Raw genomic sequence first — 25,023 nt, forward strand, 5'->3', positions numbered from 1 at the left:
CAAAAAAAGCGATAAATTAATTACCGCTTTTATGTTACTTTGATAAATGCGATTTAAGTTTTACTTTTAAACCCTTTACTACAGAAGTATAAGCTGGATCATCCACCAGGTTTTTAGTTTCTAAAGGATCTTTTTCATAATCGTATAATTCGCGACCTACAATATTATCTTCTTTGTAAGTGTCGTAGCTTCTATAATTATTATCGTGCCATTCTGTATAACGATAGCGATCTGTTCTTATAGCATAACCCATACGTTTTTGACGTGCATATTGGTGATAAGCATAATCCATACCGATAGTTGTAGTACTGTCATTATCTAATAGAGGTGCTAAAGATTTTCCATCAGTTTGGTCACTTTGCGGAACATTTGCCAATTCGAAAACAGTTGGAAATAAATCTATTAAATTAACTGGATGATGTGATTTCTTATTTTTTTCAACTCCAGGTCCAGCAAACATAAATGGAATACGTGTTGCCTGCTCGAAGTTTGAATGTTTACACCATTCTGTATGATCACCTAAGTGAAAACCGTGATCTCCCCAAAGTACAATTACTGTATCGTCGAGAATATTTCTGCGTTCTAAATCATCGAATAAGATCCCTAATTGTGCATCGATGTACGAGATACATGCCATATAACCATGAATTAACTCGCGTTGCTTTTCTTCTGGTAAGACATCGCCTTGGCGTAATTTATTATCAATGTCACTAAAAGCACGTAATTCTCCAAAAGAATGAAAGGCAAATTTTGGTGTACCGTCCGACAGTTTTTGAAATTCTGCTAATTCAATTTTATCTCTATCGTATAAATCCCAATATTTTTTTGGTGCTACAAATGGTAAATGTGGTTTTTGATAACCAACACCTAAAAACCAAGGTTTTCCAGAGTTTTCTAAATCGTTAATCTGTTTTAAAGCCGTTTGTGTGTATAAACCATCTTGGTATGCTGTATCGCTAACGTCTGCGCCTTCTGTTGAAGGTTTTAAACGTTTAAAAACATAACTTCTTGGATTTTTGATGCCTTTTGCTTTTGCCTCTTCAGCCAGTTGAGCCATTTTCTTCTTAGTTGCAGGATCTTGATAATATGAAAAAGCAGCTTCTCCAGCAGCAGGATCATAATTGTCTGGTAATTGATGAGGCATAGACCAACTTTTTCCATCGTGTCCTTTTGAGGAGCTTCCTTTATGATAAATTTTCCCAACAGCAGTTGTTTCGTAACCTTGTGATATTAAATATTCTGGCATTGATATTAAATCTGGCGCAGATTCTCTAAAATCGGTGTGTAAATCCCACACTTTTGTTTTATCAGGATTAGTACCTGTCATTACACTGGCACGCGATGGACCACAAACAGCATATTGTACGTGCGCGTTTGTAAAGGTCATTCCCATTTTTGCCAAACGGTCGAAGTTTGGTGTTTTCATCTGTGATTCACCATAGTTTGATAATAATGGTTTTAAATCGTCAATAGATAAAAACAGAATGTTTTTTTTTGCAGCGTTTGAAGTTGGCATTACTTCTTTAGGTTGCGTTTCAACTATTTTATCGTTAGCCGATTTTTGCGCATTGCAACCTGAAAACAAAGTTATTGCAATTACAGATGCTATGGAGAAAAATTTATTCATTTAAAATTTCTTATTAATTAGTCAGAACATCTTGAACCGACGTTTCATCATCTTTTTTATCAACGATTGAACCAAAATCTTTGTCTGTAATCATTCTAAAATCTGCCAGCGATTTGTCGTTACCAGATTTTTTCATCAATTCTTTTAACTGTGCTTTTAAATCTGTTACCACATTGGCGTATTCTGGATTGTTAATGATGTTATTCATCTGTTGTGGATCTTTTTCTAAATCGTATAATTCCCAAACATCAATATTATAATAAAAATGCGCTAATGTGTATTTTTGAGTTCTTATACCGTAATGTGGTTGTACATGATGCCAGTATGGGAATTCGTAATAATGATAGTACATTCCTGTTTGCCAGTCTGCAGGTGTTTCGCCTTTTAAAACAGACTTAAAACTCTGTCCTTGCATTTCTTGATCTGTAGAAATATTCGCTAAATCTAATAAAGTAGGTGCAAAATCAACGTTTGTGATAATATCTTCATTTACAGAACCTGCTTTTACCAACTTAGGATACTTTACCATAAATGGCATTCTAATAGATTCTTCATAGATAAAACGCTTATCGAAAAATCCATGATCACCTAAATAAAAGCCTTGATCTGACGTTAATACTATAATCGTATTATCTGCTAAATCGTTATCATCTAAATATTTTAATACACGACCGATATTATCATCTACCGACTTTACGCAAGCTAAATAATCTTTAACGTAAGTCTGGTATCTCCATTTTCTACCTTCTTCGGCAGTCATGCCTTCTGGTTGTACAACTTCTCCTGGCTTTGCACCATAAAAAGCCCATTTAATTTTTTCTTTACCTTTTAAATCTGCTGGCTCTTCAAATTTCATATCTCTTCTTGAGAAATATTCCATTGTCATTTCTGTATCACCTGCTGTTAATTCACGACCTTTATAATCGTCGTTAAAAGTTGCTGGATAAGGGAATTCTATGTCGTCCCAAAGTTTTTCATATTTAGTATCTGGCTGCCAAGGTCTGTGTGGTGCTTTGTATTGCAACACCATCATAAAAGGATCGTCTTGCTTTCTATCGGTTTCTAACCAATTCATGGCAAAATCTGTACTTAAGTTTGTAGAATACCCTTCAACTTTAGTGTCTTCACCATTCATATTATAAACAGGATCCCAATAATGACCTTGTTGTCCAGCAGAATTATGATATTTAAAAACATCAAAACCTTGTGGTTCTGTACCTAAATGCCATTTCCCAAAAAGCGAAGTTTGGTAGCCGTTTTTTTGAAATTCCTGTGGAAATGTCCATTGCGTTTCATCAAACTTACCACCACTTTCGTTTTTATAATAACCATTTCGATTGCTATAATTTCCTGTTAAAATTGCAGCTCGAGAAGGTCCACAAATAGCATTGGTACACAATACATCTTGAAACAACATACCTTCTGAAGCAATACGATCTATATTAGGAGTTGGTGCTAAATCCTTATAAATACCACCATAAGCACTAATGGCTTGCGTGGTTAAATCATCTGCCATAATGTAGATAATGTTAGGCTGTTGCACTTCTGTATTTTCAGTAGTATTTAACGCCTGGTCTTTGTTAGTGTCTTTACAAGACAGCACAATTAATGCGCAGGCTACTATAAGGTTAATTTTTTTTAGCATCTTATTTATATTTATCTAATGTAATAGCGTCTTTAACTGATATTTTTGTGGTTTTCAAAGCTTTATCTGCTGAAGAATTTCCAGTCATAATTGTAAATGTTCCAGGCTCTACTACAAAGTTAAAGTCTCTGTCGTACATTGCTAAGCTTTCAGCCGAAACAGGAATTGTTACCGTTTGTGTTTCACCTGCTTTTACAAATACACGTTTGTAACCTTTTAATTCTTTAATTGGTCTTGTGTATGAGCTTAAATCGTCTCTAATATATAGCTGAACTACTTCTTCGCCATCCATATCGCTTTTGTTCGTGACTTTAACTGAAACATCAATGGTATCATCAAGCCCAACGAAATCTGCTTTTGAAACTGTTGGTTTAGAGATTTCAAAATTTGAATAACTTAAACCGAATCCGAAAGGATGCAAAGGCACTTTCTTTTCCGTATTATATTTATGAATATATGCCGTTGGCTTGTGGTTGTACACCATTTGCAATTGACCAACGCTACGAGGAATTGTTAGAGGTAGTTTCCCTGAAGGATTTACTTTACCAAAAAGAATTTCTGCTGTTGCCTGACCAGCAAAAGCACCACTTTCCCATGTGTTTACTACAGCTGCTGCACGTTGCTCTAACCATGGTTCTGCAATTGGGCTTCCGCTAACGTAAACTACAACTACTGGTTTGTTAAGTTCGAACATTTTATCGGCTAACTTCATTTGGTTACCAGATAATTTTAAAGTTGCTCTGTCAATATTTTCTCCAGTAGTTTTACGTTTCCAATCGTGACGGAAAGAGTTTTCACCTAAAACCAACACAATCATATCTGCATTTCTTGCTTGTTGTGCTGCTTTATTTATGTTTTCTGGTGTGATTTCTTTAGAACGATCTCCAGAATCAAAATAATTAACTTTATAACCATTTTCTTCTCCTATTGAAGTAATACCTTCAACCATTGTTATTACATTTTCTTCTGGCTGTGGCGAAACCCAATCTCCTAAAGTGGTTTGATTATTTGCATTTGGACCAGTAACAAATATGGTTTTACCGTTTCCTTTTGCTGCAAATGGCAATGTTTTTTCTTTATTTTTTTGAAGAACAATAGAGCGACGTGCTTGTTCTAAGGCATTTTCTTGATGTTCTTTAGAAAAATTAACTTCCTTGGCTTTTTCGACCTCAACAAATGGATTTTCAAATAAACCCAATTTAAATTTTGTTTCTAATATTTTACGACACGCATAATTTACACGTGCTATATCTACTTTTCCTTCTTCAACTAATTCTGCTAAATTTGTATCGAAAAGGATGCCGTGCATATTCATATCCATTCCTGCATTTACAGAAAATTCGATAGACTGTTTGAAATCTTTTGCTACGTTGTGCCAGATATCTATTCTCGAAATATCGTTCCAGTCACTTACGTAAAAACCTTCAAATCCCCAACGGTCACGCATTAGGTCATTCATCATAAATTTATCCATATGTCCAGGTAAACCTGCAACTTCATTGTGTGCTGCCATTATAGAAAATACATTGGCTTCCTGTACTGCACGACGGTATGGTGGTAAAAATATTTCGAAAAGTGTTCTTTTTGAAACATCGGTTGGTGAGGCATTTAATCCGTTTACGGACTGGCTTCCTGCAATTAAATGTTTTGCACAGGCAATTACATTATCGGTTCCAGAAAAATCATCAGACTGTAAACCATTTATTGTTGCTACGCCCATATTACCAACCAGGTATGGATCTTCTCCAAATGTTTCGCCTGTTCTTCCCCATCTTGGGTCGCGTAATACATCTATATTTGGTGTAAAAGACCAATGCATACCATTGGCTCTCATTTCTAAAGCGGTTTGTTTGCTACCTTCTAAAATTAAATCATCTGCAAACGTTGCTGCCTGCGAGATTGGTGAAGGATATATTGTAGAACCACTTACTAAACCATTACCATGAATGGCATCGATACCAATTAATAATGGAATTTTTAGAGGTGATTGCTGTGCTAATTTTTGTAGACTATTGGCTTCTTCTGGTGTAACTACATGTAAAAAAGAACCAATTTTTCCTGCTGATGCTAAACGCCCAACACTGTCGCTACGCACGCCTGGATAAAACCCTAAAGCATCATTTTTTTCTAATTCTTCTGGTGTGATTTTTTCTTCGGCATGTTTCATATGTTCTAAACCTACATATTGGCACATTTGGTAGATTTTATCTTCCGTAGTCATGCGCGACATGAGGTCGTCTAACCTATCTTCTATTGAAGCTGAAGCATCTAAATATGTTGGGTTTTCATCATTAGAAACGCCTTTTTTAGTCGCGTCTTTACAAGAGATAATAACTGTTGATATTACAATAGATAACGTTAGAAATTTTGCTATTAATTTTATTGTCTTCATTTAATAATCTTCTAAAATTTAGTACCCTGGGTTTTGGTCTGCTTGTGTGATTTCGGAATTGTTTGATAATTCTGTAGATGGAATTGGCAACAACATATTTTTAACGGAAACGGGATAGATATGATCTCTGTTTCCAAGGTTTCCAAAATTATTATGTGTTTCAATAACTTCATCTAAGAAATACTCGTAACCTCTTCTTCTGGTATCGAACCATTCGTGGTTTTCGCCTAACAATTCGTATTGACGCTCTCTCATAATTCTTGTTCTAAAATCATCTTGAGACAAGCCAGCAAAATCTGCAGGCTCTGCAGCAGTAGAACCATCTGCGTTGGTTCTTGCTCTTGCTAATACTTCATTTACATATTGATACGCATTGGCTGGACCGTTTAATTCATTTTCAATTTCGGCTAACATTAACAACAAATCTGCATATCTTAATTTAAGCATGTTTCTACTTGTGGTAGAGCCATTAAAATTAGGGTCTAAATATTTTTTTATAGCTGTATAGCCATCGTTACCATTAATTTGAATAGGATAGAGATTTTGAGTTGACCCGTTAACCTTGGTGTAAGAATTATAGATAAAAGTAGCATCTATACGTGGATCGCCAGGATATTGGCCTACGTGCTGATCGAAAACTTCTTTATTTGGACGTATGCGTCCAAAAGTATCATAATCATAAAAATCCTTTAGTGTGTAACTTCTAATAATATCTGAATTTCTTTCTGCACCATTTGGACCAAATTGTATTTCGAAAATAGCTTCTGATGTGTTTTCGTTTCCAGGGTCGTATAAGTCTTCAAAAACTGGAACTAAACTATATTGCCCCAATACTGGTATTGCTTCGTTGTATGCTGCTTGCCACATTGCGGTATCATTAGTCTCTCCTGCCAGCGTCATATATACTTTTGCAAGAAACATATTCGCAGCGGTTTTAACTGGTCTTTCTGGTAAATATTCTCCTGGATTAGGCAATAATTCTTTCGCTTTTTCGAAATCTGCTATTACTAAATCGTAAATTTCCTGTTTAGAACTTCTTGGTGTATTGAGGTCATTAATATTTGCAGGTAATGTTTTTAAAGGAACGCCACCAAAATAGCGTACCAGGTCGAAATAGGTGGCAGCACGAATAAAGTAAGCCTGACCTAAAGCTATGTCTCTATTTGGGAGTTCAGAATCTTCTATATTGAAAATTATGGTATTTGCTACATTAATTGTTGCATACATATCTGGCCACATGCGTGTTAACCACGTGTTATTGGGCAGGGTGTTTAAACTGGTAGCATCCTCACTTGCGCCTTGATTTGAGAAAAATTTACCAGATACAGGTGCAATAAAAGTATGAATAGAAGTGCCATGATAACCAGGACTTGCGTAGCTACGGTATAAACCATTAATAGCTGTTTCTATGCCATTTTCTGTAGAAAAAACTTGCTCTTCTTCAAAGAATGTTTCATAATCTTCTTCTAAAAAATCGTCACAGCCAAAAAACGAGCCGATTAAGACTGTAAATGCGAGTATTGTTATATATTTTTTCATTTTTAAATATTTTAGAATGTTAAGTTTAAGGCTACAGAAAAAGCACGTTGATTTGGAAATGAATTCCAGTCTATTCCAACACGTCCAGGGTCGAAAGTGAAGCTATTTACTTCTGGATCGAAGCCACTATAATCTGTAAACAATAATAAGTTTTGACCTGATAGTGATACGTATGCGTTATCGATAAGGGATTCCTTATTAATTGGAATATTATAGCCTAAAGTGACATTTGAGAGTCTTAAAAAACTACCATCTTCTACAATACGATCTGTAAAACCAGTTTCATCTGCCAAATCATATCCTACTCTTGGATAAGTTCCATTTGGATTACTTGGTGACCAAGCATTAAAATAAGCTTCAGACCTAACATTTGTAGAGCCATTATCTGCATACGCTTCTCTTAATAAGTTTCCATTAGCGATATCATTTCCGTATACACCATTAAAAAGTGCTGTTAATGAAAAGTTTTTATATTCAAAGCTTGTTCCAAATCCATAGTTGAAGTCTGGATTTGGATCACCAATAATTGTTAAATCGTTGTTGTTTATGATGCCATCTCCATTTTGGTCTACTAAAAAAACATCTCCCAATTCTGCTGGAGTTCCGTTAAAGCTTGGTGCATTAGCCAATTGAGCATCGTTTGAAACAATACCATTTGTAGCGTAACCATAAAATAATCCAGGTGCTTCTCCTTCTATGAAAATGTTTGCTTCCGTTTTAAAATAATTACCTCCAGAAATTTGGCGACCTAAGTAAGCACTGTAGGTTTGTGTACCAAATTGGTTAGGATCGAAACCTATATCTCCAACCTCACTTCTGTTAAATGAGATGTTTCCGTAAACATTCCACTTAAAATTATCGTTTTTAATGACATCTGCATTCATGGAAAACTCAATACCTTTATTAATAAGTTCTCCACGGTTTTCGAATGCGACTTCAAAACCATTTGAAGGTGCGATTGGAGCATTCAATAATAAATCGTAAATATTTTTGTAGTAGACATCTATTGTTCCCGTTACTCTATCCTCTGAAAATCCAAAATCTATTCCTGCGTTGTATTGGCTTGTGGTTTCCCATTTTAGAGTTGGGTTTCTAAGATTTTGAGGCACTAATGAGGTTAACGGGTTTTGTGCTTCGCTACCATCAGAATATGGTGTTTGTGTTAAATTAAATCTCGTTATAGTGCTGTAAGGATCTATAGCCTGATTTCCTGTTAAACCCCAACCTACTCTTACTTTTGCTTCGGAAATAAATTCAGAATCTTTTAAGAAATTTTCTTCTTTAAGTTTCCATGCCAATGCTAATGCTGGGAAGTAGCCCCAACGGTTTTCTTTTATAAATTTAGAACTTCCATCTGCTCTAAAAGTGGCAGTGAACAAGTATTTGTTATATAATGTATAATTAACACGTGCTAAATAAGACAGCAACGCTTCTTCCTCATTATAATAGAATATTGGTTGTTGATTTTGTCCAGTGGTAATACCATCTGCTCTTAAATCCTGAAGTGGAAAATCTGTTGCCGATGCCGTAGTAAAGTTAGACGCTCTTTGGTCTACAATAAAACCAATGGTTCCATTAATTCTATTATTTCTGTTAAAACGGTGTTTGAACATTAACGTATTATCGACATTATATCTAAATCGCTTTAAATTACTTAAACCAGCTTCACCATTTGCAAGTGAGCCTCTACGTAAGGCAGTGCCATACCATACCTGTCTTTCTTTAACTCTATAATCTGTACCAATTGCTAGTTTGTATGTAAATGCTTTAGACAGTTCATATTTTAAACCTAGGGATCCTAATAAACGTGTTTCGGTAGACTCATCATCGTAATCTGAAATCCAAGCTCGAGGCCCATCTAAACTAATATCAAATTCGTCTCCTTCAAAATTATCTTCAGCTCCTATAATGGGCACTCCAGATATGACTTGCCTGATTAAACTATTACTTGTGCCTCCCAAATTATCTGTGCCTTTAGAAGCAAAATTATTGGTAAAAGCCGCTGCTATTTTTGTAGTAAGTTCTACCTTATCTGTTAAATTATTGATTAATTTAATATTAAAATCTGTGCTTTTAGCAACTGCTCTTGGAATAATGCCTTCATTTTTTAAATAACCACCAGAAATATAATAATTGCTATTTTCACCTCCTCCAGATGCAGAAAGTCGATATTTAGTAGTGATTGAGGTTCGGTACGTATCGTTACTCCAATCGACACCTTGAATTCTTTCAATAGTACCTGCATTATCTATCATGAATTGTTCATCCATTTGAAAGTTAGCAATACTGCCATCTGGATAGATATAATAATTAGGATTAAACCCTTGGTTTGCTCTCACATCGTTTTGGTAATTTACATAATCACTAGTACTAAGTACATCGATATTATTGGTAATATTCCCTATTCGAGTCGAGGTATTAAAATTAAATGTTGTTTCTCCAGGTTTACCTTTTTTGGTTGTAATAATAATTACGCCATTTGCACCTCGAGATCCATATATTGCTGTTGCAGAAGCATCTTTTAAAATTTCAATACTTTCTATATCTCTTGGATTTAATCCTGTAATTCCTCCTTGTGGAGATAAATAGCTGCTACCACTTGAAAGCGGATCTAATGTATCTTCGGTTGCAGAATCTACTATAATGCCATCAATTACATAAAGTGGCTCTGTATTTCCTGTTAAACTATTAAGTCCTCTAATTTTTATACTGTTTGGCGCACCAGGCTCGAAACCGCTTTGTACTAAAACACCAGCTGCTCTACCTTGTATTAAATTTTCAACACTATTAGCCTGTGCTACTAAATCTTCATTTTGTTTTATAGATGTTATAGCTCCTGTTAAATCTCCCTTTTTTACTTCGCCATAACCAATTAACACGACTTCGTCTAAACGTTCCTGACTATTCTCTAAAACAATATTTACAGATGTTTGATCTGTAATTTCTATTTCTTGGGTAGCATAGCCTATATAACTTACTACTAATGTTGCAGGAGTTGTGTTTAGATTGAGGGTGAATTCGCCTTCAAAATTTGTTATTTCACCAGTTGTGGTTCCTTTAACTAATATTGATGCACCTGGTAAAGGAAAACTTTCACTATCTGTTACAGTACCATTTATAGTCTGTTGTGCCAAAGCAACCAAAGGCAGTAACATTAGTAGACAAAAATATTTTTTCATAATAAGTTAATTAATTTATGCTAAACTAATTTAATCCTAATGTTTAAGGTTTTAAAATGCATCACAAATGGTCTCTTTATTGTCAAAATGTGTTAAATACACAATCTAAACAGCCGATAATTACACATTTGTTAAAATTGAACAACTTTTTGTGTTGATATGAAAATTATAAAATTGAGATTAAGAAAATACCTTTTATTAACTTTTTTTAAGGCTCTCTATAAACCCACTTGGAGTCATTCGGTAGAATTTTTTAAAGGAGGTACTAAAATATTTAGGGTTGGAAAAACCAGATTGATAAGCCACTTCTTTAATGCTTAAATCGCCTTTAATTAATAAATTTTTAGCAAGCTTTAATTTAGTATGAATAATGAAATCTTGTGGTGATAAATCGACTAAATTTTTAAGTTTCATATATAAGGAGGTTCTACTCATACCTACACTATTAGACAAATCATGTACCGAAAACGAGTCGCTCTCAATATTTTCTACAATTGTTTTTTCTAAATTTTGAAGAAACTCCTGGTCGTTTTTATTTCTAAAAAGCTCTGCTGTATCTGCATCACTATCCTTTACATATTTATCTCTTAATTTTTGTTGCCATTTTAGCGTATTAATTAATTTAGCCAGTAATAGTTTGATATCTATTGGCTTTTCTATGTATTCTGAAATACCACTCTTTATACTTTCTAATTTTTGATCGGAATTTTGAAGCACCGTAAGCATGAATACCGGAATGTGATTTAAACTTATATCGCTTTTAAGCTGTTTTGCCATTTGCATGCCATCCATTTCTGGCATAATTAAATCTGTAAGAATTATATCTGGGAAAATTTGTAATGCAGTTTCAAGCCCTTCGTTACCATTTGCTGCTTCGTAAACCTGAAAGTAGGTTGCTAAGGTATTTGCCAGTGAGGTTCTTAACTCATCGTTATCTTCGACTATTAAAATTTTACTATCGCTAAATTCTGATAATTCTGCGCTGTTTTGGGTTATACCCTTATTGTTCTCTTTATTTTCTATGTTCTCTTCTACAGGAATGTATTTTTCTTTTAAGTTATTTAAAAGCACAACAAAGGTTGTTCCCTTATTTTCTTTACTTATAAAACTTATACTACCGCCTGTTTTTTCAAGTAATTTTTTAACCAAGATTAAGCCTAATCCTGTTCCTGGTCGCTGACTATTTATAGCATTTCTTGCTCTGTAATAACGGTTTAAGATATATTTTTGTTGGTCTTTTGGAATGCCCAACCCTTCGTCTTTAATTTCAATTTTTAAATCTCCATTTTCAGTTTTACTTGTATTAATAGTAATTTTTCCATTTTCGAAAGAATATTTAATGGCATTAGAAATAAGGTTTAAAAGTATTTTATCAAAACTTTCTTTATTAAAATAAAAGTCTTCGCTCCATGCGTTCTCGAAAACAATATTTAGATTTTGATCTTTAGTTAACGGATTAAAATTATAAATACGCTGCGTTATTTGAGCGTAGACATCGATTTTTGAAATATCTTGTATAGTATTATTATCTGCAGTTACTTTTTCAAAATTCAACATTTGCTCGAAAAGTGAATTTATGCGTTTTATGGTTGTTTTAATACGTTCTTTAGAATCTGCTGTAGAATCGACATTCTCAGTGACATTGTCTAAAGATGATATTAAAATTGCTAAAGGTGTTTTAATCTCATGTGTTACGTTGTTAAAAAAATCGATTTGCTGATCGGCATTTTTCTTTTTAACTATTAAATTCGTAACATGAATCATTGTATATAATAAAGCTATGGTTATAAGAGCGTAAATAATATAGGCAACAGTGGAGGACCACCAAGGTGTCGTGATATTAATTTTTAACTCTCTTTGGGTGGCATATGCTTCATTTTTATTAAATGCTTTTACTTTAAAAAGATAGTCTCCTGGACTTAAATTGGTATAGGTCGCAAAGTTTTGATTTGTTAGCGGTGACCATTGGTTATCGAAACCCTCTAACTTCCATTGGTATTTCACTTTAGATGGTGCACTGTGCAAAATACCTGTAAACTCTATTTCTAAAGAATTTTCCTTGTGGCTTAATTCTAAGTAATTGGTTTGGTTAATATGCTTTTGTAAAGGCGTTTCGTTTGGGGCTATTAATTTGTTAGAGAGTTTAAGCGAATTAAAGATAATTTCAGGCTTATATAACTGTTCTTCAATGGTTTCTGGATTAAACATCGTTACGCCATCAATCCCTCCAAATGCTAAAAGATTATTGTCTAATTTAGAATAACTTCCATAATTAAATTCGGTACTTGCTAAGCCATCCTTTTTATCGTAAACATCGATAATAGTATCTTTATTGGTAAGCTTAATTTTAGCAATTCCTTTTGTAGTACTTGCCCAGATGGTGTTATTATCTGTTTTAACTAAGCCTTGCACGATATCTGACGGCATACCATCTATTATAGTTAATTTCTTTACTTTTTTTGTGTTCGAATTATAAAATAATAACCCATCACCATTTGTGGCAATAAGCATGTTATTATCATCCAATTGTTCGGTGGCATTTACAGAAGAATAGGATAGATTACCATTGTCTGGAATTAAATCTTCAATGAGACCAAAAGTTTTATTGGCGTGATTAATTTTATACACGCCTTGTCTACATGAAATTAAAAGTTCTCCATTTTTGTTTTCTGAAATAGATTTAATCTGTTGTATTGGGTATTTGTAAATAACATCGTCTTTCTCTAAAACTGTTAAATCTTTTTCTATACCTCCTATCCAAATATTTCCCTCATTATCTTTATGGAGTGCGTATATTTTTTCAACGATATCGAATCCTTCCGCTATATTGTACGCTTTTATTTGTAAGGTTTCAGCGTTAATTTTAAACAACCCCTCGTTATAGGTACCAACCCACATATAGTCATCATCCCTTATTATTGCCAGGATTATGGTTTCATTTTCAGAGGTATCCTGAGAAAGGTTTTCTATATGTCTCCATTTATTGTTTTCAGGATTCCATATACTCAATCCTTTTTTAGTACCAAACCAAAAATTACCGTTATTGTCTTTTGCAATGGCTCTGGTAAAATTGGTAATAATACTATTTTCGTTATTTATTTCATGAGTAATGTTAGTGACTGGTAGTTGATTAGAATTATAATAATCAACGCCTCCTCCATAAGTTGCTACCCATAAAATATTTTCTCTATCAATACACATATCATAAACACCATTACTGGATAATGAATGACTTTGATTTACATTTTCTGTAAAATGATTATTGGTTTTAAAGGATGGGCTAACTTCGTAAATTCCATTACCATCTGTTGCAATTAGTAATGTATTATTGGTGCTTTTTAAAATTTTGGTTATTGGATCTTTTAATCTAAATTCTAAATTTATAGCATCTAATGCGCTAAAATCATTATTTAATTGACCTAAAAACCCATTTTTACTTCCCACCAATATTTTATTATCGACATTAGAGATGGTAGTGACGTTTTTATTTTCGGTAGTTGTGGATATTTCTTTTAAATTCTCCGTCTTTAAATCAAAATTAAATAATCCTTTAGTGGTTCCAATTACTAACTTATTGTCAAAATATTCTAATGCTTGTATGTTGTGATTGGCAACCAAACGCCTTGCTGTTTTGGTTTCTGCATTGGTCTCAATTTTCCATAATCCATTATAGGCACCAACCCAAATTGTATTCTCTTTATCTTCGGTAATAACATTAATCAATACAGGATTTAAATCGCCTTCTATATTTACCAGCTCAAATCTGTCTAAATTTTTATTATAAATACAAATCCCTTTTTCTAAACCAATCCAAACTCGTCCGTTAGTATCTACAAACACTTCTTTAGTACGGTTGCTCATAGATGGTGGCAACCCTTTATAAGTATTATAAATAATATAATATTGCGAGTTATGTTTTAATACGCCTTCTTCCGATCCAATCCAGATATTTCCATAATTGTCTTGGTCAATAGCATAAGTAATACTCTGAGTAGGCACATTTTCTCCTCTTAATTGCTGAAATTTAACGTTGGTTTGAGAAAAAGAACAGACGCTAATTAAAGTTAAGATGCATAAAAATAGAACTGTTTTTAAATTCAATGTTTATATTTGTTTGTGTTTAATTCTTAAATGTAATTAAAATATAATTCATCTCGAAAAGTCTTATTTAATGTCTATAAAATTAAATTATATAATAGCTGTTTTTTTTCTTCTCTTTATAACATCCTGTAAGAGCGATAAAAAAGAAACTTTAAACAAAAAAATTGAAAGCACACCTAAACAAGAAGTTGAGCTCACACTATTGGTAGAGAAGCCCGATAGTATTGTAACTCCAGAAGGTATGGTTTGGGTTAAAGGAACGACCTTTACACAAGGTGCAAAAACAACAGATGATTTTGCCATGCCAAGAGAAAAACCAGCACACCAAGTAAGTGTAGATGGATTTTTTATAGATATTACTGAAGTTACAAACCAACAGTTTAGAGCGTTTGTAGAGGCTACAAACTATGTAACTGTAGCAGAGAGACCAATAAATTGGGAAACTATGAAGCAAGAGTTACCAGAAAACACTCCAAAACCTCACGACTCTATTTTACAGCCTGGTAGTTTAATTTTTAATAAAAATGTGAATGCAGTTGTAAATATGGCCAACTACTCACAGTGGTGGACCTGGAAAATTGGTGCTAACTGGAAACACCCAGAAGGCCCTAAAAGCAACATAAAAGGCAAAGATAATTTTCCTGTAGTACATGTCGCTTTTGAGGATGCTTTAGCGTATTGCAAATGGGCTAACAGAAGATTACCAACCGAAGCCGAATGGGAAGCTGCTGCCCAAGGAGATGGTACAAACACGATATATACCTGGGGAGATGATGCAACTTTATTAAATGAAAATGCCAACACATGGCAAGGGACATTTCCTACCAAAAATGAAGATTTAGATGGTTTTACCTATATGTCTCCGGTAAAATCTTATAAACCTAATAGTATTGGAATTTATGATATGTTAGGTAATGTTTGGGAATGGACCTCTGATGTTTATAATAGTAATTATTACCAATCCCTTAATAATGCAGAACCAATTGTAAATCCTGCTGGAGCGGATAGTTATTACAATCCACAAAATCCATATCAGGTAGAAATGGTAATGAAAGGCGGCTCTTACTTATGTCACGACTCATATTGCGCCAGTTATAGAATTTCTGCTCGTATGTCTACCAGTAAAGATTCCGGATCAGACCATTTAGGTTTTAGAACCGTAGCTACTGCTACTATGCTGTCGAAGTAAATTAAGTGAGAACTTATGGAATGCCACAACTACAGTAGTTGTTGTATTATTTTCATTTTCTAAATCAGAACACAATGGGTTACTTAATTTTTAGGCCTCAAAACTCACAGTTTCTGGTATGAAAATCATCTATTTTACTAGTGTATTATATAAATTTTAAAGTTTCGAAAGATTTATTTAAGATTTGTGCATCGTTAACTTCCAACCAATTTTTTAATACTGTTGCATAAATAGACCTAAAATCTACAGTGTATTTTAAATCGTTATTTTTATCTAAATTAAAGAGATTTGGTGCTTCATTATAAAAACCTGGCGTTCTTAAATTTTTTCCTATTATAAAAACATTATTAGCTGCACCATGATCTGTACCATTGGCTGCATTTTGTTTTACACGTCTTCCAAATTCTGAAAATGTTAATACCAAAGTATCTTTAAATGTATCGCTCTTTTCAAGGTCTTTTATAAACACAGCCATAGCATCTGCATAAACACTTAATAGTTTTTCTTGTCTGTTAGCTTGGTTTACGTGCGTATCAAAACCACCCATAGACACATAATATACTCGACTTTTAATTCCAGAATTAATAAATTGAGCTGTTGTTTTTAGTTGTCTCCCAAATGGGTTTTGCGGATATTCAAACTTTGAAGTGTACGTTTTTGAAGTTTCAAAAATGTATTTAGCAGAAGATTTTGCTTCTATCATGGTTTTATACAAATAGCCTAAATTATGCTCACTTAAATGCTCATCGGTTTGTTGTTTTAGTATATTCTCGAAATATGGTGTATTCATATTTCTATTTAAAATAGCAGGATTTTTAGTCGCAATACCATTAATTTTTTCTCCTTTTAAAATTAACGATAAACTATCGTCTATTTCTATTCCCGAATATGGCATTTTTCCATAATTATCTATATACCTACCTAACCATCCTGTGTTTAAATATTGGTCGCTATCACTTGCCGTTTGCCAAATGTCTGTTGATCTAAAATGAGAACGATCTGGATTGGGATAACCCACATTATTAATAATGGATAAATATCCTTTGTCGTATAAATCTTTAAGTGGCGCCAATTTTTTATTAAACCCTAATTCATCATTAATTTTTAAAACGTTAGGTTTAGTAATGGCTAACGATGGTCTGCTATTGTAATAAATATCATTAGTATATGGAATAATGGTATTTAAACCATCGTTACCACCAGAAAGCTGAATGATAACTAACTTTTTATATCCCAAAACATCTCGTGCTACAGTTTCAAAAGCCTTTACAAAACTTGGTACAAAAAACAAGCTACTCGCTAAACTACTTTGTTTAATAAAATCACGTCTTTTCATAGCTTTAAATTTAGCATAATTGATATTCTGGTAACGACATTAATTGAATCATGTATTCCTTGTTATCTTTTGTAGATAAATTGGCTAAAAACCGCTCTGTGTCTTTATCGATTTTAGAAACTATAAGTAAACTTTTTAATTCTTCATGAGACAGAGAACCATATGCCTTGTAAAATTTATCCCAGTTAGATGCAACTTTTAAAAATTTATTCTTCTTACGTTCTTGAGCGTAATAGGCTTCAAAAGAATCTTCAAATTCTCCTTTTACATCTACATTAATTATGGCGTTATTTAATAATAGTGCTGCAAGTTTCATTCTAACCATTAATGTGTTGCCATCAATCCAATATCTATCCTGTTTCCAACCAGCCACATTTGGTGGGTCTAATAGTGTTTGACCCATTATTTTCTGAAGATATAATACTTGTTTTTTCTTCTGAAAACTTACTGGCACTATGCGTTGAATGCCAATAAGCAATTCAACTGGCGATTTAATTTTAACACCTCTGTTTTTTTCATCATAAAACCAATCTGAAGCCACAATATGACGCATCAAATTTTCTATATTATAATCTTTATAAAATACATTGGTTAGGCTTTCTAAACGTGCTTCGTCTACTTTCGGATTAATAAAATAAGTGTAGATTTTACCACAAATAAACCTGGCGCACTGTTTTTGAGTTAAAATGATATCAATTATATCTTCACCATTTAAGTTACCCGTAACACCCATAAAAGTTTTAATACCATCATCGTGTTTCTTGCGTCTTAACAGAAAGCTACCATCTTTTTTAAAAGCCCAACCTGTAAATGCTCTTGCAGACTCTTTAATATCTTTTTCTGTATAATTACCAACACCCAAAGTAAAGAGTTCCATGAGTTCTCTTGCAAAGTTTTCGTTGGGACTATCTTTTCTGTTTTGCTTGTTATTAAGATACTTGCTCATAGCGGCAGATTTTGCCACGGACTTAACAAAATCGCCAAAATTGCCCAAAGCATGTGATCTTAGTATATTATTATATTGCTGAACGTATAAAACATTATTATCCTTACAAACAAATATGTTTGCCCAAAAAAGCGTCATTTTTTCTCTTAATTCTTGATCTGTATCTCTTAAGCGCTCAAGCCAAGCATAATTAAATTTCTTTATGTCCTGTCTGCTTTTTTTTGCTAATTTCCTTAATGCCTCATTATCTCCAGTATTCATAGATTTCATTGAGAGGTATTGGTTGTAAGCAGATAAATCTATTGTTAATGGAGTGGTTTCTTTAGAATTCAAGAAAATAGCAGACACCATTTCGGTTTTAGATTTACCTAAAAGCGATTGATATTGCATTTGGTTAAGCCCAAACCCAATCCTTGAATATAAATGTTTTAAATGTGAAGCTTCCATATGCGAAAAGATATAAAATATAGACTAATAATATGGTAGAAGGTTTAATATCGATAGAAAATAGAAACATAACTTTCCATTGAACAAAAAGAATTAGAGCGGAAAATAATATTGATTTCCTAAAAACGAGTAAAGTATGAGTCTTAATATACCATAAAAAAAATGGAGTTTTTTACTTCTATTTTGAAAACTTACAATCTATCAAGAAAACAAGCTATTCGATTATTATTTATTTGACAGAATTATGTTAAATAATGTAAATCCCTGCTTAATTTGTTTTAATAAGCGTAGCTTATAAGAAAATCATTTGTTTACAATTGCGCAAATAACAATTAGGGAGTTTAAAAGAAAATATATTTACTAACTCCAAATTATAATCTAAACAAATACTTGATGTGCAACCCTATCAATAACTCAATTAACAATTAAAAAAAATATTATGAAAACACCTAATTACGACAAAACAATCGGCAAACACCCAATACCTCATGCGAAAGGAATAGCTAAAGGAGAAACTTCTGATATTGAAGAACAAAAAACAAAAGTGACAGAATATAAAAAGGGAAGTAACGAAGAAGAAGAAGAGTAATGCATTGCTTATCCTTAAATCTTAAAATAAATCACTAAAAACAGCTTCTCTTATAGAGGCTGTTATAGTGACACAACTTAATTCTTCTGTGGTCCTCTTAACACCATGTTAAGCTATTGATTAAAAGTAAATCTATTTGTAACATTATAGAGTCTCTACAAGTTTGAATAGAACATGCATAATTAACAAAGTCATTATAGATGAATATGAAGTTAGAACGTTTGATGTGAGAATCGCCGAATAATTGTAATTATTCAATTTTTAATTTCATTTGCAAAAAGAAAGAATAATCAATACAAATGGTTTACTTTTATACTTATGATTGCCATTTATATTGTTAGTATAGTTTTTATAATCACGCCTTTTTTACCTACCACAGGACTTACTCATTGGTTTTTTAGGACTGCCGATTTTGTAAGATTGCAGTCCATAGGTATTGAAATAATCTTGTTAATACTTATCTTAATCTTCGAGAAACAATATAATTTGTTTCAATATATATTGATAGCGGGCCTTTTGGTCGCAATGGTTTATCAATTAATTAAGGTACTGCCATATACTAAATTGCAAAAGCGAAGAGATACATCAAGCGACAGTGATGGAATGGTCTCAATTCTTGCGGTAAATGTACTACAAACCAATACACAATATAATAAATTAATACATATTATTGAGGAATACGATCCGGACCTTGTGCTTACAATGGAAAGTAATAAAGAATGGGAGAATGCATTATCTAAAATTGAAGGAAATTATCCTTTTACAGTAAAAGTTCCACTGGAAAATCTTTACGGAATGCATTTATATTCAAAAAATGAACTTAAAAATGTCTCCACCCAATTTCAGGTTGAGGATGATATTCCGTCTATATATTTCGATTATTCGATAACCGAAAACGCATCTATTTTCTTTGCTTGTTTACATCCTGCACCACCTAGTCCCACAGAGAATGAAACTTCCAAAGAACAGGACGCCGAACTTATGCTTACAGGAAAACACATTCGGGATTTAACAAAACCATGTGTGGTTTGTGGAGACATGAATGATGTAGTTTGGAGCCAGACCACCCGACTTTTTAAGAAAATGACTAAAATGATTGACCCAAGAGTAGGAAGAGGATTCTTTGCAACCTATCATGCAGGTTATCGATTAATGCGCTTTCCGTTGGATCATCTCTTCATAACAAAAGACCTCTATGTTGGTAAAATGGAACGAACAAAACACTTTGGAAGCGACCACTTTGGAGTGTATTACGAAATTTTTCATAAGAGTGAAAAAAAATCTGAAACCGAAGGCACTTTAAACGAGGAAGAAAAGGATGATGTAAATGATAAAATTAAGAATGGTAAGGAGAAAGTTGAAAACAATGACAACTAATATTAAGGATTAAAACCATTATGCTATTAGGTTAAAATATTAATAGCATTCACGATGATTTTAATGTTAATATACTATAGTTCTTTTTATTCTATCAAGTTTTCCATATTGGAAAGAATATTCTCAAATCTCTTTATATCCTTTTCCAAAACCTGTCGGATTTTTGCTTTCATTTGAGTTATTTCCTTATTGACTACAACTAATCTATTCGCAAGAAAACTTACTTCTTTAGCATTTTTACTATCATTTAAAAATGGTAAAATATCCTGAGACAAATTATCGATTTGACTCATTATAAGGTCTGCTTTAGTTTTATTCCTTAATAATTCTCCTTTATCTTTAGACTTAAAAGCAGAGAGACTCTGATTGAAATTTATCAACCAATTAGAATAGAATTCTTTGTATGCCAAATTCTCACTCTCTTCATTAATTTGAGAAAAAAATTCTTTTGAACGCAACAAACGCCATTTAGAATACGTGCTTTTCTTTTGTTGATAATTGTTTCTAAAAAAGTTGATTTCTTTGGAGATATAGGAGTGATAATCGCCAAAAAAGTTAGAATCGACCAACAATTGTTTAAAATATGAGAGCCTGTTTTTTTGGTAATTTCTATAATACCTATTTAAATGCACGATATTAATTTTTGTTAAAAATTTATCATTTAATGAGGCAGATAATATTGGATTTACAAAACCATCCAAATTAAGAGAATTATTAAATTCTTTAAGATCTACAATAGCCTCGTCTATAGATTGTATAAGTTCTGGCAATGAAGACTGAAAAAACTCAAAAGCATCTTTAGCATTATCCCTTCGCTGTTTTTTATATATAAAAAACCCTAGAAGCACGCCAAAAAAAGCCAACAGTAAAGCGCTTCCATCAATCAGCATTGACCATTGGTTTGAATCCATGCTCCATTTTTCGAAAATCATATAATATCTTTCAGGATTTTGGCTCATATATTTAAAGTTAAGAATTTTTTTATTTGCCTAAAATACAACGCGTTGTTGAGGCAATACTATTACGAAGTTACAAAAACGTAACGAGCTACTCGCTCGGAATTATACCCTGTAGATTTGTAATCCTTTAGCAACAAAAGTTATCGCTTTAGGGTCAAGGATTGTAATAAAAAGACCATATTTTTATTAAAATCATAAAATTATGAATGTACAAGCTTATTTAGCCTTTAATGGTAATTGTCAAGAAGCGCTCAACTATTACAGTGATATCTTCAATGCAGAAATTAAAAATCGTCAAACCTATGAGGATCAAAAAATAGATGTGCCCTCATCGTTTCGTCTAAAGTTACAACATGCAGAACTAAAAGGTAAAGGAATTCATTTTATGGCTTATGATGCTTCGCCAGACACTCCTATTAATCATGGCAATCAAATTCACATGAGTGTCGACGTTAATACTGCCGATGAAGCTAAAAAATTGTTCAATGCGCTTTCAAAAGGGGGTCAAGTGCACCACAATTTCAGGGAACGAGAATGGGGACATTTTGGAAGATGTAGCGATAAATACGGCATTGGCTGGATGGTTAATTGCAATAATTAATTGTCTTTCATTTTAACATAAATCATATAATACTATGCAAGTAATCTTTGAATATCACGATGTTAAGACAAGCCAACCTTTAGAAGATATGGCTAATGAGAAATTAGAGCAACTGGGTTTAAAATATGATATGGTTATTCGTGCAGATGTATTTTTTAAACTTGAAAACACGTCTTCCGACGAGACAGGGAAAATATGTAATATTAGATTGAGTCTTCCTGGCCCACGATTATTCGCTGAAGCAAGCCACGACAATTTTGCGGATTCCATTTCGGAATCCATAAATGACCTTGAACGCCAATTACGTAAGCGTAAGGACAAAATGAGAGATTATTAATTAGGAGATTAAATCTTTTATAAGGAAATTATAAAGCCCATAATACTATCAGGTGCAGCTTCGGTATTTATGCGAAATAAAAAATGTTTTAACTCAATAACAAAAAAGCTTCAACATAATTGTTGAAGCTTTTAGTACTCAAGGTGGGAATCGAACCCACACTCTCGAAAGAACTGGATTTTGAATCCAGCGCGTCTACCAATTCCGCCACTTGAGCAATTAACAGAACACAAAAATATATCTTTTTTAATTAAATGCCCTAAAAATAGTAGTGATTATGCTTTATAGATGAAAAAATAATTCTAAATTTGCACCTCATTAAAAATAACGTAGTGTTTATCACTACTTTAAAACATTTTTACGATGCCAAATACTAAGCCAGACGCAAAAATTTTTTCAATAACCCAGAGTAGAGCTTTGGCCGAGAAAATTGCAGCTGCTTATGGTGCAGAATTAGGTAATGTAATTACCTCGACTTATAGTGATGGTGAATTTCAACCATCTTACGAAGAGTCTATACGTGGTACCAGAATTTTTATTATTGGATCGACCAATCCAAGTTCGGAGAATTTAATGGAAATGTTATTAATGATAGATGCTGCCAAACGTGCTTCTGCAAGACATATTACTGCAGTTTTACCGTATTTTGGTTGGGCACGACAAGACAGAAAAGACAAGCCAAGAGTACCAATTGCAGCAAAATTAGTTGCTAAAATGTTGGAAACAGCAGGAGCTACTCGAATTATAACAATGGATTTGCATGCAGACCAAATTCAAGGGTTCTTTGAAAAACCAGTAGATCATTTATTTGCATCTACCGTATTTTTACCATATTTAAGAGAGTTAAATCTCGATAATTTAACCATTGCCTCTCCAGATATGGGAGGAAGCAAAAGAGCATACGCTTACTCTAAAGCATTAGAAAGCGATGTGGTAATATGTTACAAACAGCGTGCTAAAGCCAATGTAATTTCGCATATGGAACTTATTGGTGATGTTACAGGTAAAAATGTTGTATTGGTAGACGATATGGTTGATACCGCTGGCACATTAACAAAAGCAGCCGATTTAATGATGGAACGTGGTGCATTGAGCGTTAGAGCAATTTGTACCCATCCTATTTTATCTGGCAATGCATACGAAAGATTAGAAAATTCTAAGTTAGAGGAATTAATTGTTACAGATTCGATTCCGCTTAGACAAGAAAGTAAAAAAATAAGAGTAATTAGTTGTGCAGATTTATTTGCAGAAGTAATGCATAATGTTCATTTTAATAAGTCTATTAGCTCTAAGTTTTTAATGTAGTTTACCTCAACTTCCCAAAACGGAAAGCAACTGGTATTCTATAAGTAAAAAAGTATATTAATAATTAAATTTAAATAACAACAATGAAATCAATTACAATCAACGGATCTCAAAGAGAAAGCGTGGGCAAGAAAGCAACAAAAGCCTTACGTAATGCTGGTCAGGTTCCTTGCGTATTATACGGAGGAGACAAGGCAGTGCATTTCTCGGCACCTGAATTAGCATTCTCTAAATTGGTGTACACACCTAATGCGCATACAGTTGTAATAGAAATAGAAGGTGGAGACACTTTTAATGCTATCTTACAAGACATTCAATTTCACCCTGTAACAGATAGAATTCTACACGTAGATTTCTACCAGGTATTCGAAGACAAAGAAATTACTATGGATATTCCTGTTAACTTTATAGGAAACCCTAAAGGTGTTAGAAATGGTGGTGTGTTACGTAAAAACAACCGTAGCTTAAGAGTTAAAGCTTTACCAGGAAACTTACCAGATTATATCGATGTTAATATTGAAGATATGAAGATTGGAAACAAACTTTACATCACTAAATTAGCAACCGAAGATTACACTTTTATGCACCCAGACAACACTGTTGTTTGTTTAGTAAGACGTTCTAGACAAGCCATAGTTGAAGATGAGGATGAAGAAGAAGAAGGAGAAGAAGGAACTGAAGCTGGAGATGTACCATCTACACAAACAGATGACGTAGCTGCAGTGAAAGAATAATCACTACATTCTGTAAATTACACAAAAGCATTCTGATTTATTCAGGATGCTTTTTTATTTTTACTAAAAACAAATTTCAATATGTTTAAATGGTTATATACTTTCTTTAAAAATAAAGAACATGCAAATACTATTGAAAATACCAATTCCATGAAAAAATTTTTAATTGTTGGCTTAGGAAACATTGGCGAAAAATACCAACACACGCGCCATAACATTGGTTTTAAAATTTTAGATTATTTTGCCGAAAAAGAAGAGTTAACCTTCGAAACACAAAAGCTTGGCGACATAACTACCTATAAATTAAAAGGTCGCACGTTCATATTCCTTAAACCAAATACCTATATGAACTTAAGCGGAAAAGCCATAGTATACTGGCTCAATAAAGAAAAAATTCCCTTAGAAAATTTGCTTGTTATAACGGACGATTTAAACCTGCCTTTCGGGAGTATTCGTGTTAAAACCAAAGGTAGCGATGGTGGACATAACGGCTTAAAAGACACACAAGACAAATTAAATACCAATAAATACAACCGTTTTAGGTTTGGTATTAGCGATGCTTTTAGCAAAGGCAGGCAAGTCGATTACGTGTTAGGCGAATGGACAGCAGAGGAAGAAGCCAAACTAAAAGAACGCTTAGAAAAATCTACAGAACTTATTAAATCTTTTGCACTTGCAGGTATAAATAATACTATGAATGGTTTTAATGGTAAATAATAA

17 protein-coding genes and 1 tRNA gene are annotated in these 25,023 nt (G+C 33.1%); 8 read left to right on the plus strand and 10 right to left on the minus strand.

Annotated elements, in window-relative coordinates:
* Positions 1 to 34 precede the first annotated feature (34 nt).
* The 6 genes from ACVC43_RS08215 to ACVC43_RS08240 all read right to left on the minus strand — a co-directional run bounded on the left by ACVC43_RS08215 (position 35) and on the right by ACVC43_RS08240 (position 14,483).
* Positions 35 to 1,627, minus strand: a complete 1,593-nt coding sequence (locus ACVC43_RS08215) for a sulfatase (protein ID WP_452224023.1) — start codon at positions 1,625 to 1,627, stop codon at positions 35 to 37.
* Between the two features lie 13 nt (positions 1,628 to 1,640).
* Positions 1,641 to 3,272 carry a sulfatase family protein gene (locus ACVC43_RS08220; RefSeq protein WP_452224024.1) on the minus strand — a complete coding sequence of 544 codons (1,632 nt, stop codon included), beginning with the start codon at positions 3,270 to 3,272 and terminating at the stop codon, positions 1,641 to 1,643.
* A 1-nt stretch (position 3,273) separates the two neighbouring features.
* Positions 3,274 to 5,664, minus strand: coding sequence for a glycoside hydrolase family 3 N-terminal domain-containing protein (locus ACVC43_RS08225; protein WP_452224025.1), 2,391 nt, complete (start codon positions 5,662 to 5,664; stop codon positions 3,274 to 3,276).
* An 18-nt stretch (positions 5,665 to 5,682) separates the two neighbouring features.
* A complete protein-coding gene (locus ACVC43_RS08230; protein WP_452224026.1) occupies positions 5,683 to 7,203 on the minus strand; it encodes a RagB/SusD family nutrient uptake outer membrane protein in 1,521 nt (506 codons plus the stop codon).
* Between the two features lie 11 nt (positions 7,204 to 7,214).
* The gene (locus tag ACVC43_RS08235) at positions 7,215 to 10,382 is read right to left on the minus strand and encodes a SusC/RagA family TonB-linked outer membrane protein (RefSeq protein ID WP_452224027.1); all 3,168 of its coding nucleotides are present in this window, start codon (positions 10,380 to 10,382) and stop codon (positions 7,215 to 7,217) included.
* Between the two features lie 198 nt (positions 10,383 to 10,580).
* Positions 10,581 to 14,483, minus strand: a complete 3,903-nt coding sequence (locus ACVC43_RS08240; protein ID WP_452224028.1) for a hybrid sensor histidine kinase/response regulator transcription factor — start codon at positions 14,481 to 14,483, stop codon at positions 10,581 to 10,583.
* Positions 14,484 to 14,553: 70 nt separating this feature from the next.
* Here ACVC43_RS08240 and ACVC43_RS08245 point away from each other — a divergent pair, with 70 nt between their 5' ends.
* Positions 14,554 to 15,672 (plus strand): formylglycine-generating enzyme family protein, encoded by a 1,119-nt coding sequence (locus ACVC43_RS08245; RefSeq protein WP_452224029.1) that lies wholly within the window; start codon positions 14,554 to 14,556, stop codon positions 15,670 to 15,672.
* Between the two features lie 145 nt (positions 15,673 to 15,817).
* Here the strand turns inward: ACVC43_RS08245 and ACVC43_RS08250 are convergent, their stop codons facing one another.
* Both ACVC43_RS08250 and ACVC43_RS08255 read right to left on the minus strand, forming a co-directional pair.
* Positions 15,818 to 17,008: a DUF1501 domain-containing protein gene (locus ACVC43_RS08250; protein WP_452224030.1), complete on the minus strand. Its 1,191-nt coding sequence runs from the start codon at positions 17,006 to 17,008 to the stop codon at positions 15,818 to 15,820.
* A 10-nt stretch (positions 17,009 to 17,018) separates the two neighbouring features.
* A complete protein-coding gene (locus ACVC43_RS08255; RefSeq protein ID WP_452224031.1) occupies positions 17,019 to 18,401 on the minus strand; it encodes a DUF1800 domain-containing protein in 1,383 nt (460 codons plus the stop codon).
* Positions 18,402 to 18,840: 439 nt separating this feature from the next.
* Here ACVC43_RS08255 and ACVC43_RS08260 point away from each other — a divergent pair, with 439 nt between their 5' ends.
* Complete coding sequence (locus ACVC43_RS08260; protein WP_452224032.1) at positions 18,841 to 18,990, plus strand: hypothetical protein; 150 nt, start codon at positions 18,841 to 18,843, stop codon at positions 18,988 to 18,990.
* A gap of 318 nt (positions 18,991 to 19,308) precedes the next feature.
* Positions 19,309 to 20,367: an endonuclease/exonuclease/phosphatase family protein gene (locus ACVC43_RS08265; protein ID WP_452224033.1), complete on the plus strand. Its 1,059-nt coding sequence runs from the start codon at positions 19,309 to 19,311 to the stop codon at positions 20,365 to 20,367.
* Positions 20,368 to 20,453: 86 nt separating this feature from the next.
* Here ACVC43_RS08265 and ACVC43_RS08270 read toward each other — a convergent pair whose 3' ends face one another.
* Entirely contained in the window at positions 20,454 to 21,326 is an 873-nt protein-coding gene (locus ACVC43_RS08270) for a hypothetical protein (protein WP_452224034.1), read from the minus strand.
* 202 nt (positions 21,327 to 21,528) lie between these two features.
* Here ACVC43_RS08270 and ACVC43_RS08275 point away from each other — a divergent pair, with 202 nt between their 5' ends.
* The gene (locus tag ACVC43_RS08275) at positions 21,529 to 21,927 is read left to right on the plus strand and encodes a VOC family protein (RefSeq protein ID WP_452224035.1); all 399 of its coding nucleotides are present in this window, start codon (positions 21,529 to 21,531) and stop codon (positions 21,925 to 21,927) included.
* A gap of 34 nt (positions 21,928 to 21,961) precedes the next feature.
* The gene (hpf, locus tag ACVC43_RS08280) at positions 21,962 to 22,264 is read left to right on the plus strand and encodes a ribosome hibernation-promoting factor, HPF/YfiA family (RefSeq protein WP_452224036.1); all 303 of its coding nucleotides are present in this window, start codon (positions 21,962 to 21,964) and stop codon (positions 22,262 to 22,264) included.
* 135 nt (positions 22,265 to 22,399) lie between these two features.
* Here the strand turns inward: hpf and ACVC43_RS08285 are convergent.
* Positions 22,400 to 22,481: transfer RNA gene (locus ACVC43_RS08285), tRNA-Leu, on the minus strand.
* A 146-nt stretch (positions 22,482 to 22,627) separates the two neighbouring features.
* On the opposite strand from ACVC43_RS08285, the gene ACVC43_RS08290 reads away from it, so the two are divergent.
* The 3 genes from ACVC43_RS08290 (at position 22,628) to pth (ending at position 25,020) form a co-directional block, all read left to right on the plus strand.
* A complete protein-coding gene (locus ACVC43_RS08290; protein ID WP_452224037.1) occupies positions 22,628 to 23,569 on the plus strand; it encodes a ribose-phosphate pyrophosphokinase in 942 nt (313 codons plus the stop codon).
* An 83-nt stretch (positions 23,570 to 23,652) separates the two neighbouring features.
* The gene (locus ACVC43_RS08295) at positions 23,653 to 24,303 is read left to right on the plus strand and encodes a 50S ribosomal protein L25/general stress protein Ctc (RefSeq protein ID WP_452224038.1); all 651 of its coding nucleotides are present in this window, start codon (positions 23,653 to 23,655) and stop codon (positions 24,301 to 24,303) included.
* A gap of 150 nt (positions 24,304 to 24,453) precedes the next feature.
* Complete coding sequence (pth, locus tag ACVC43_RS08300; protein WP_452224039.1) at positions 24,454 to 25,020, plus strand: aminoacyl-tRNA hydrolase; 567 nt, start codon at positions 24,454 to 24,456, stop codon at positions 25,018 to 25,020.
* The last annotated feature ends 3 nt before the right edge of the window (positions 25,021 to 25,023 follow it).

This window comes from Lacinutrix chionoecetis (genome assembly GCF_053604665.1).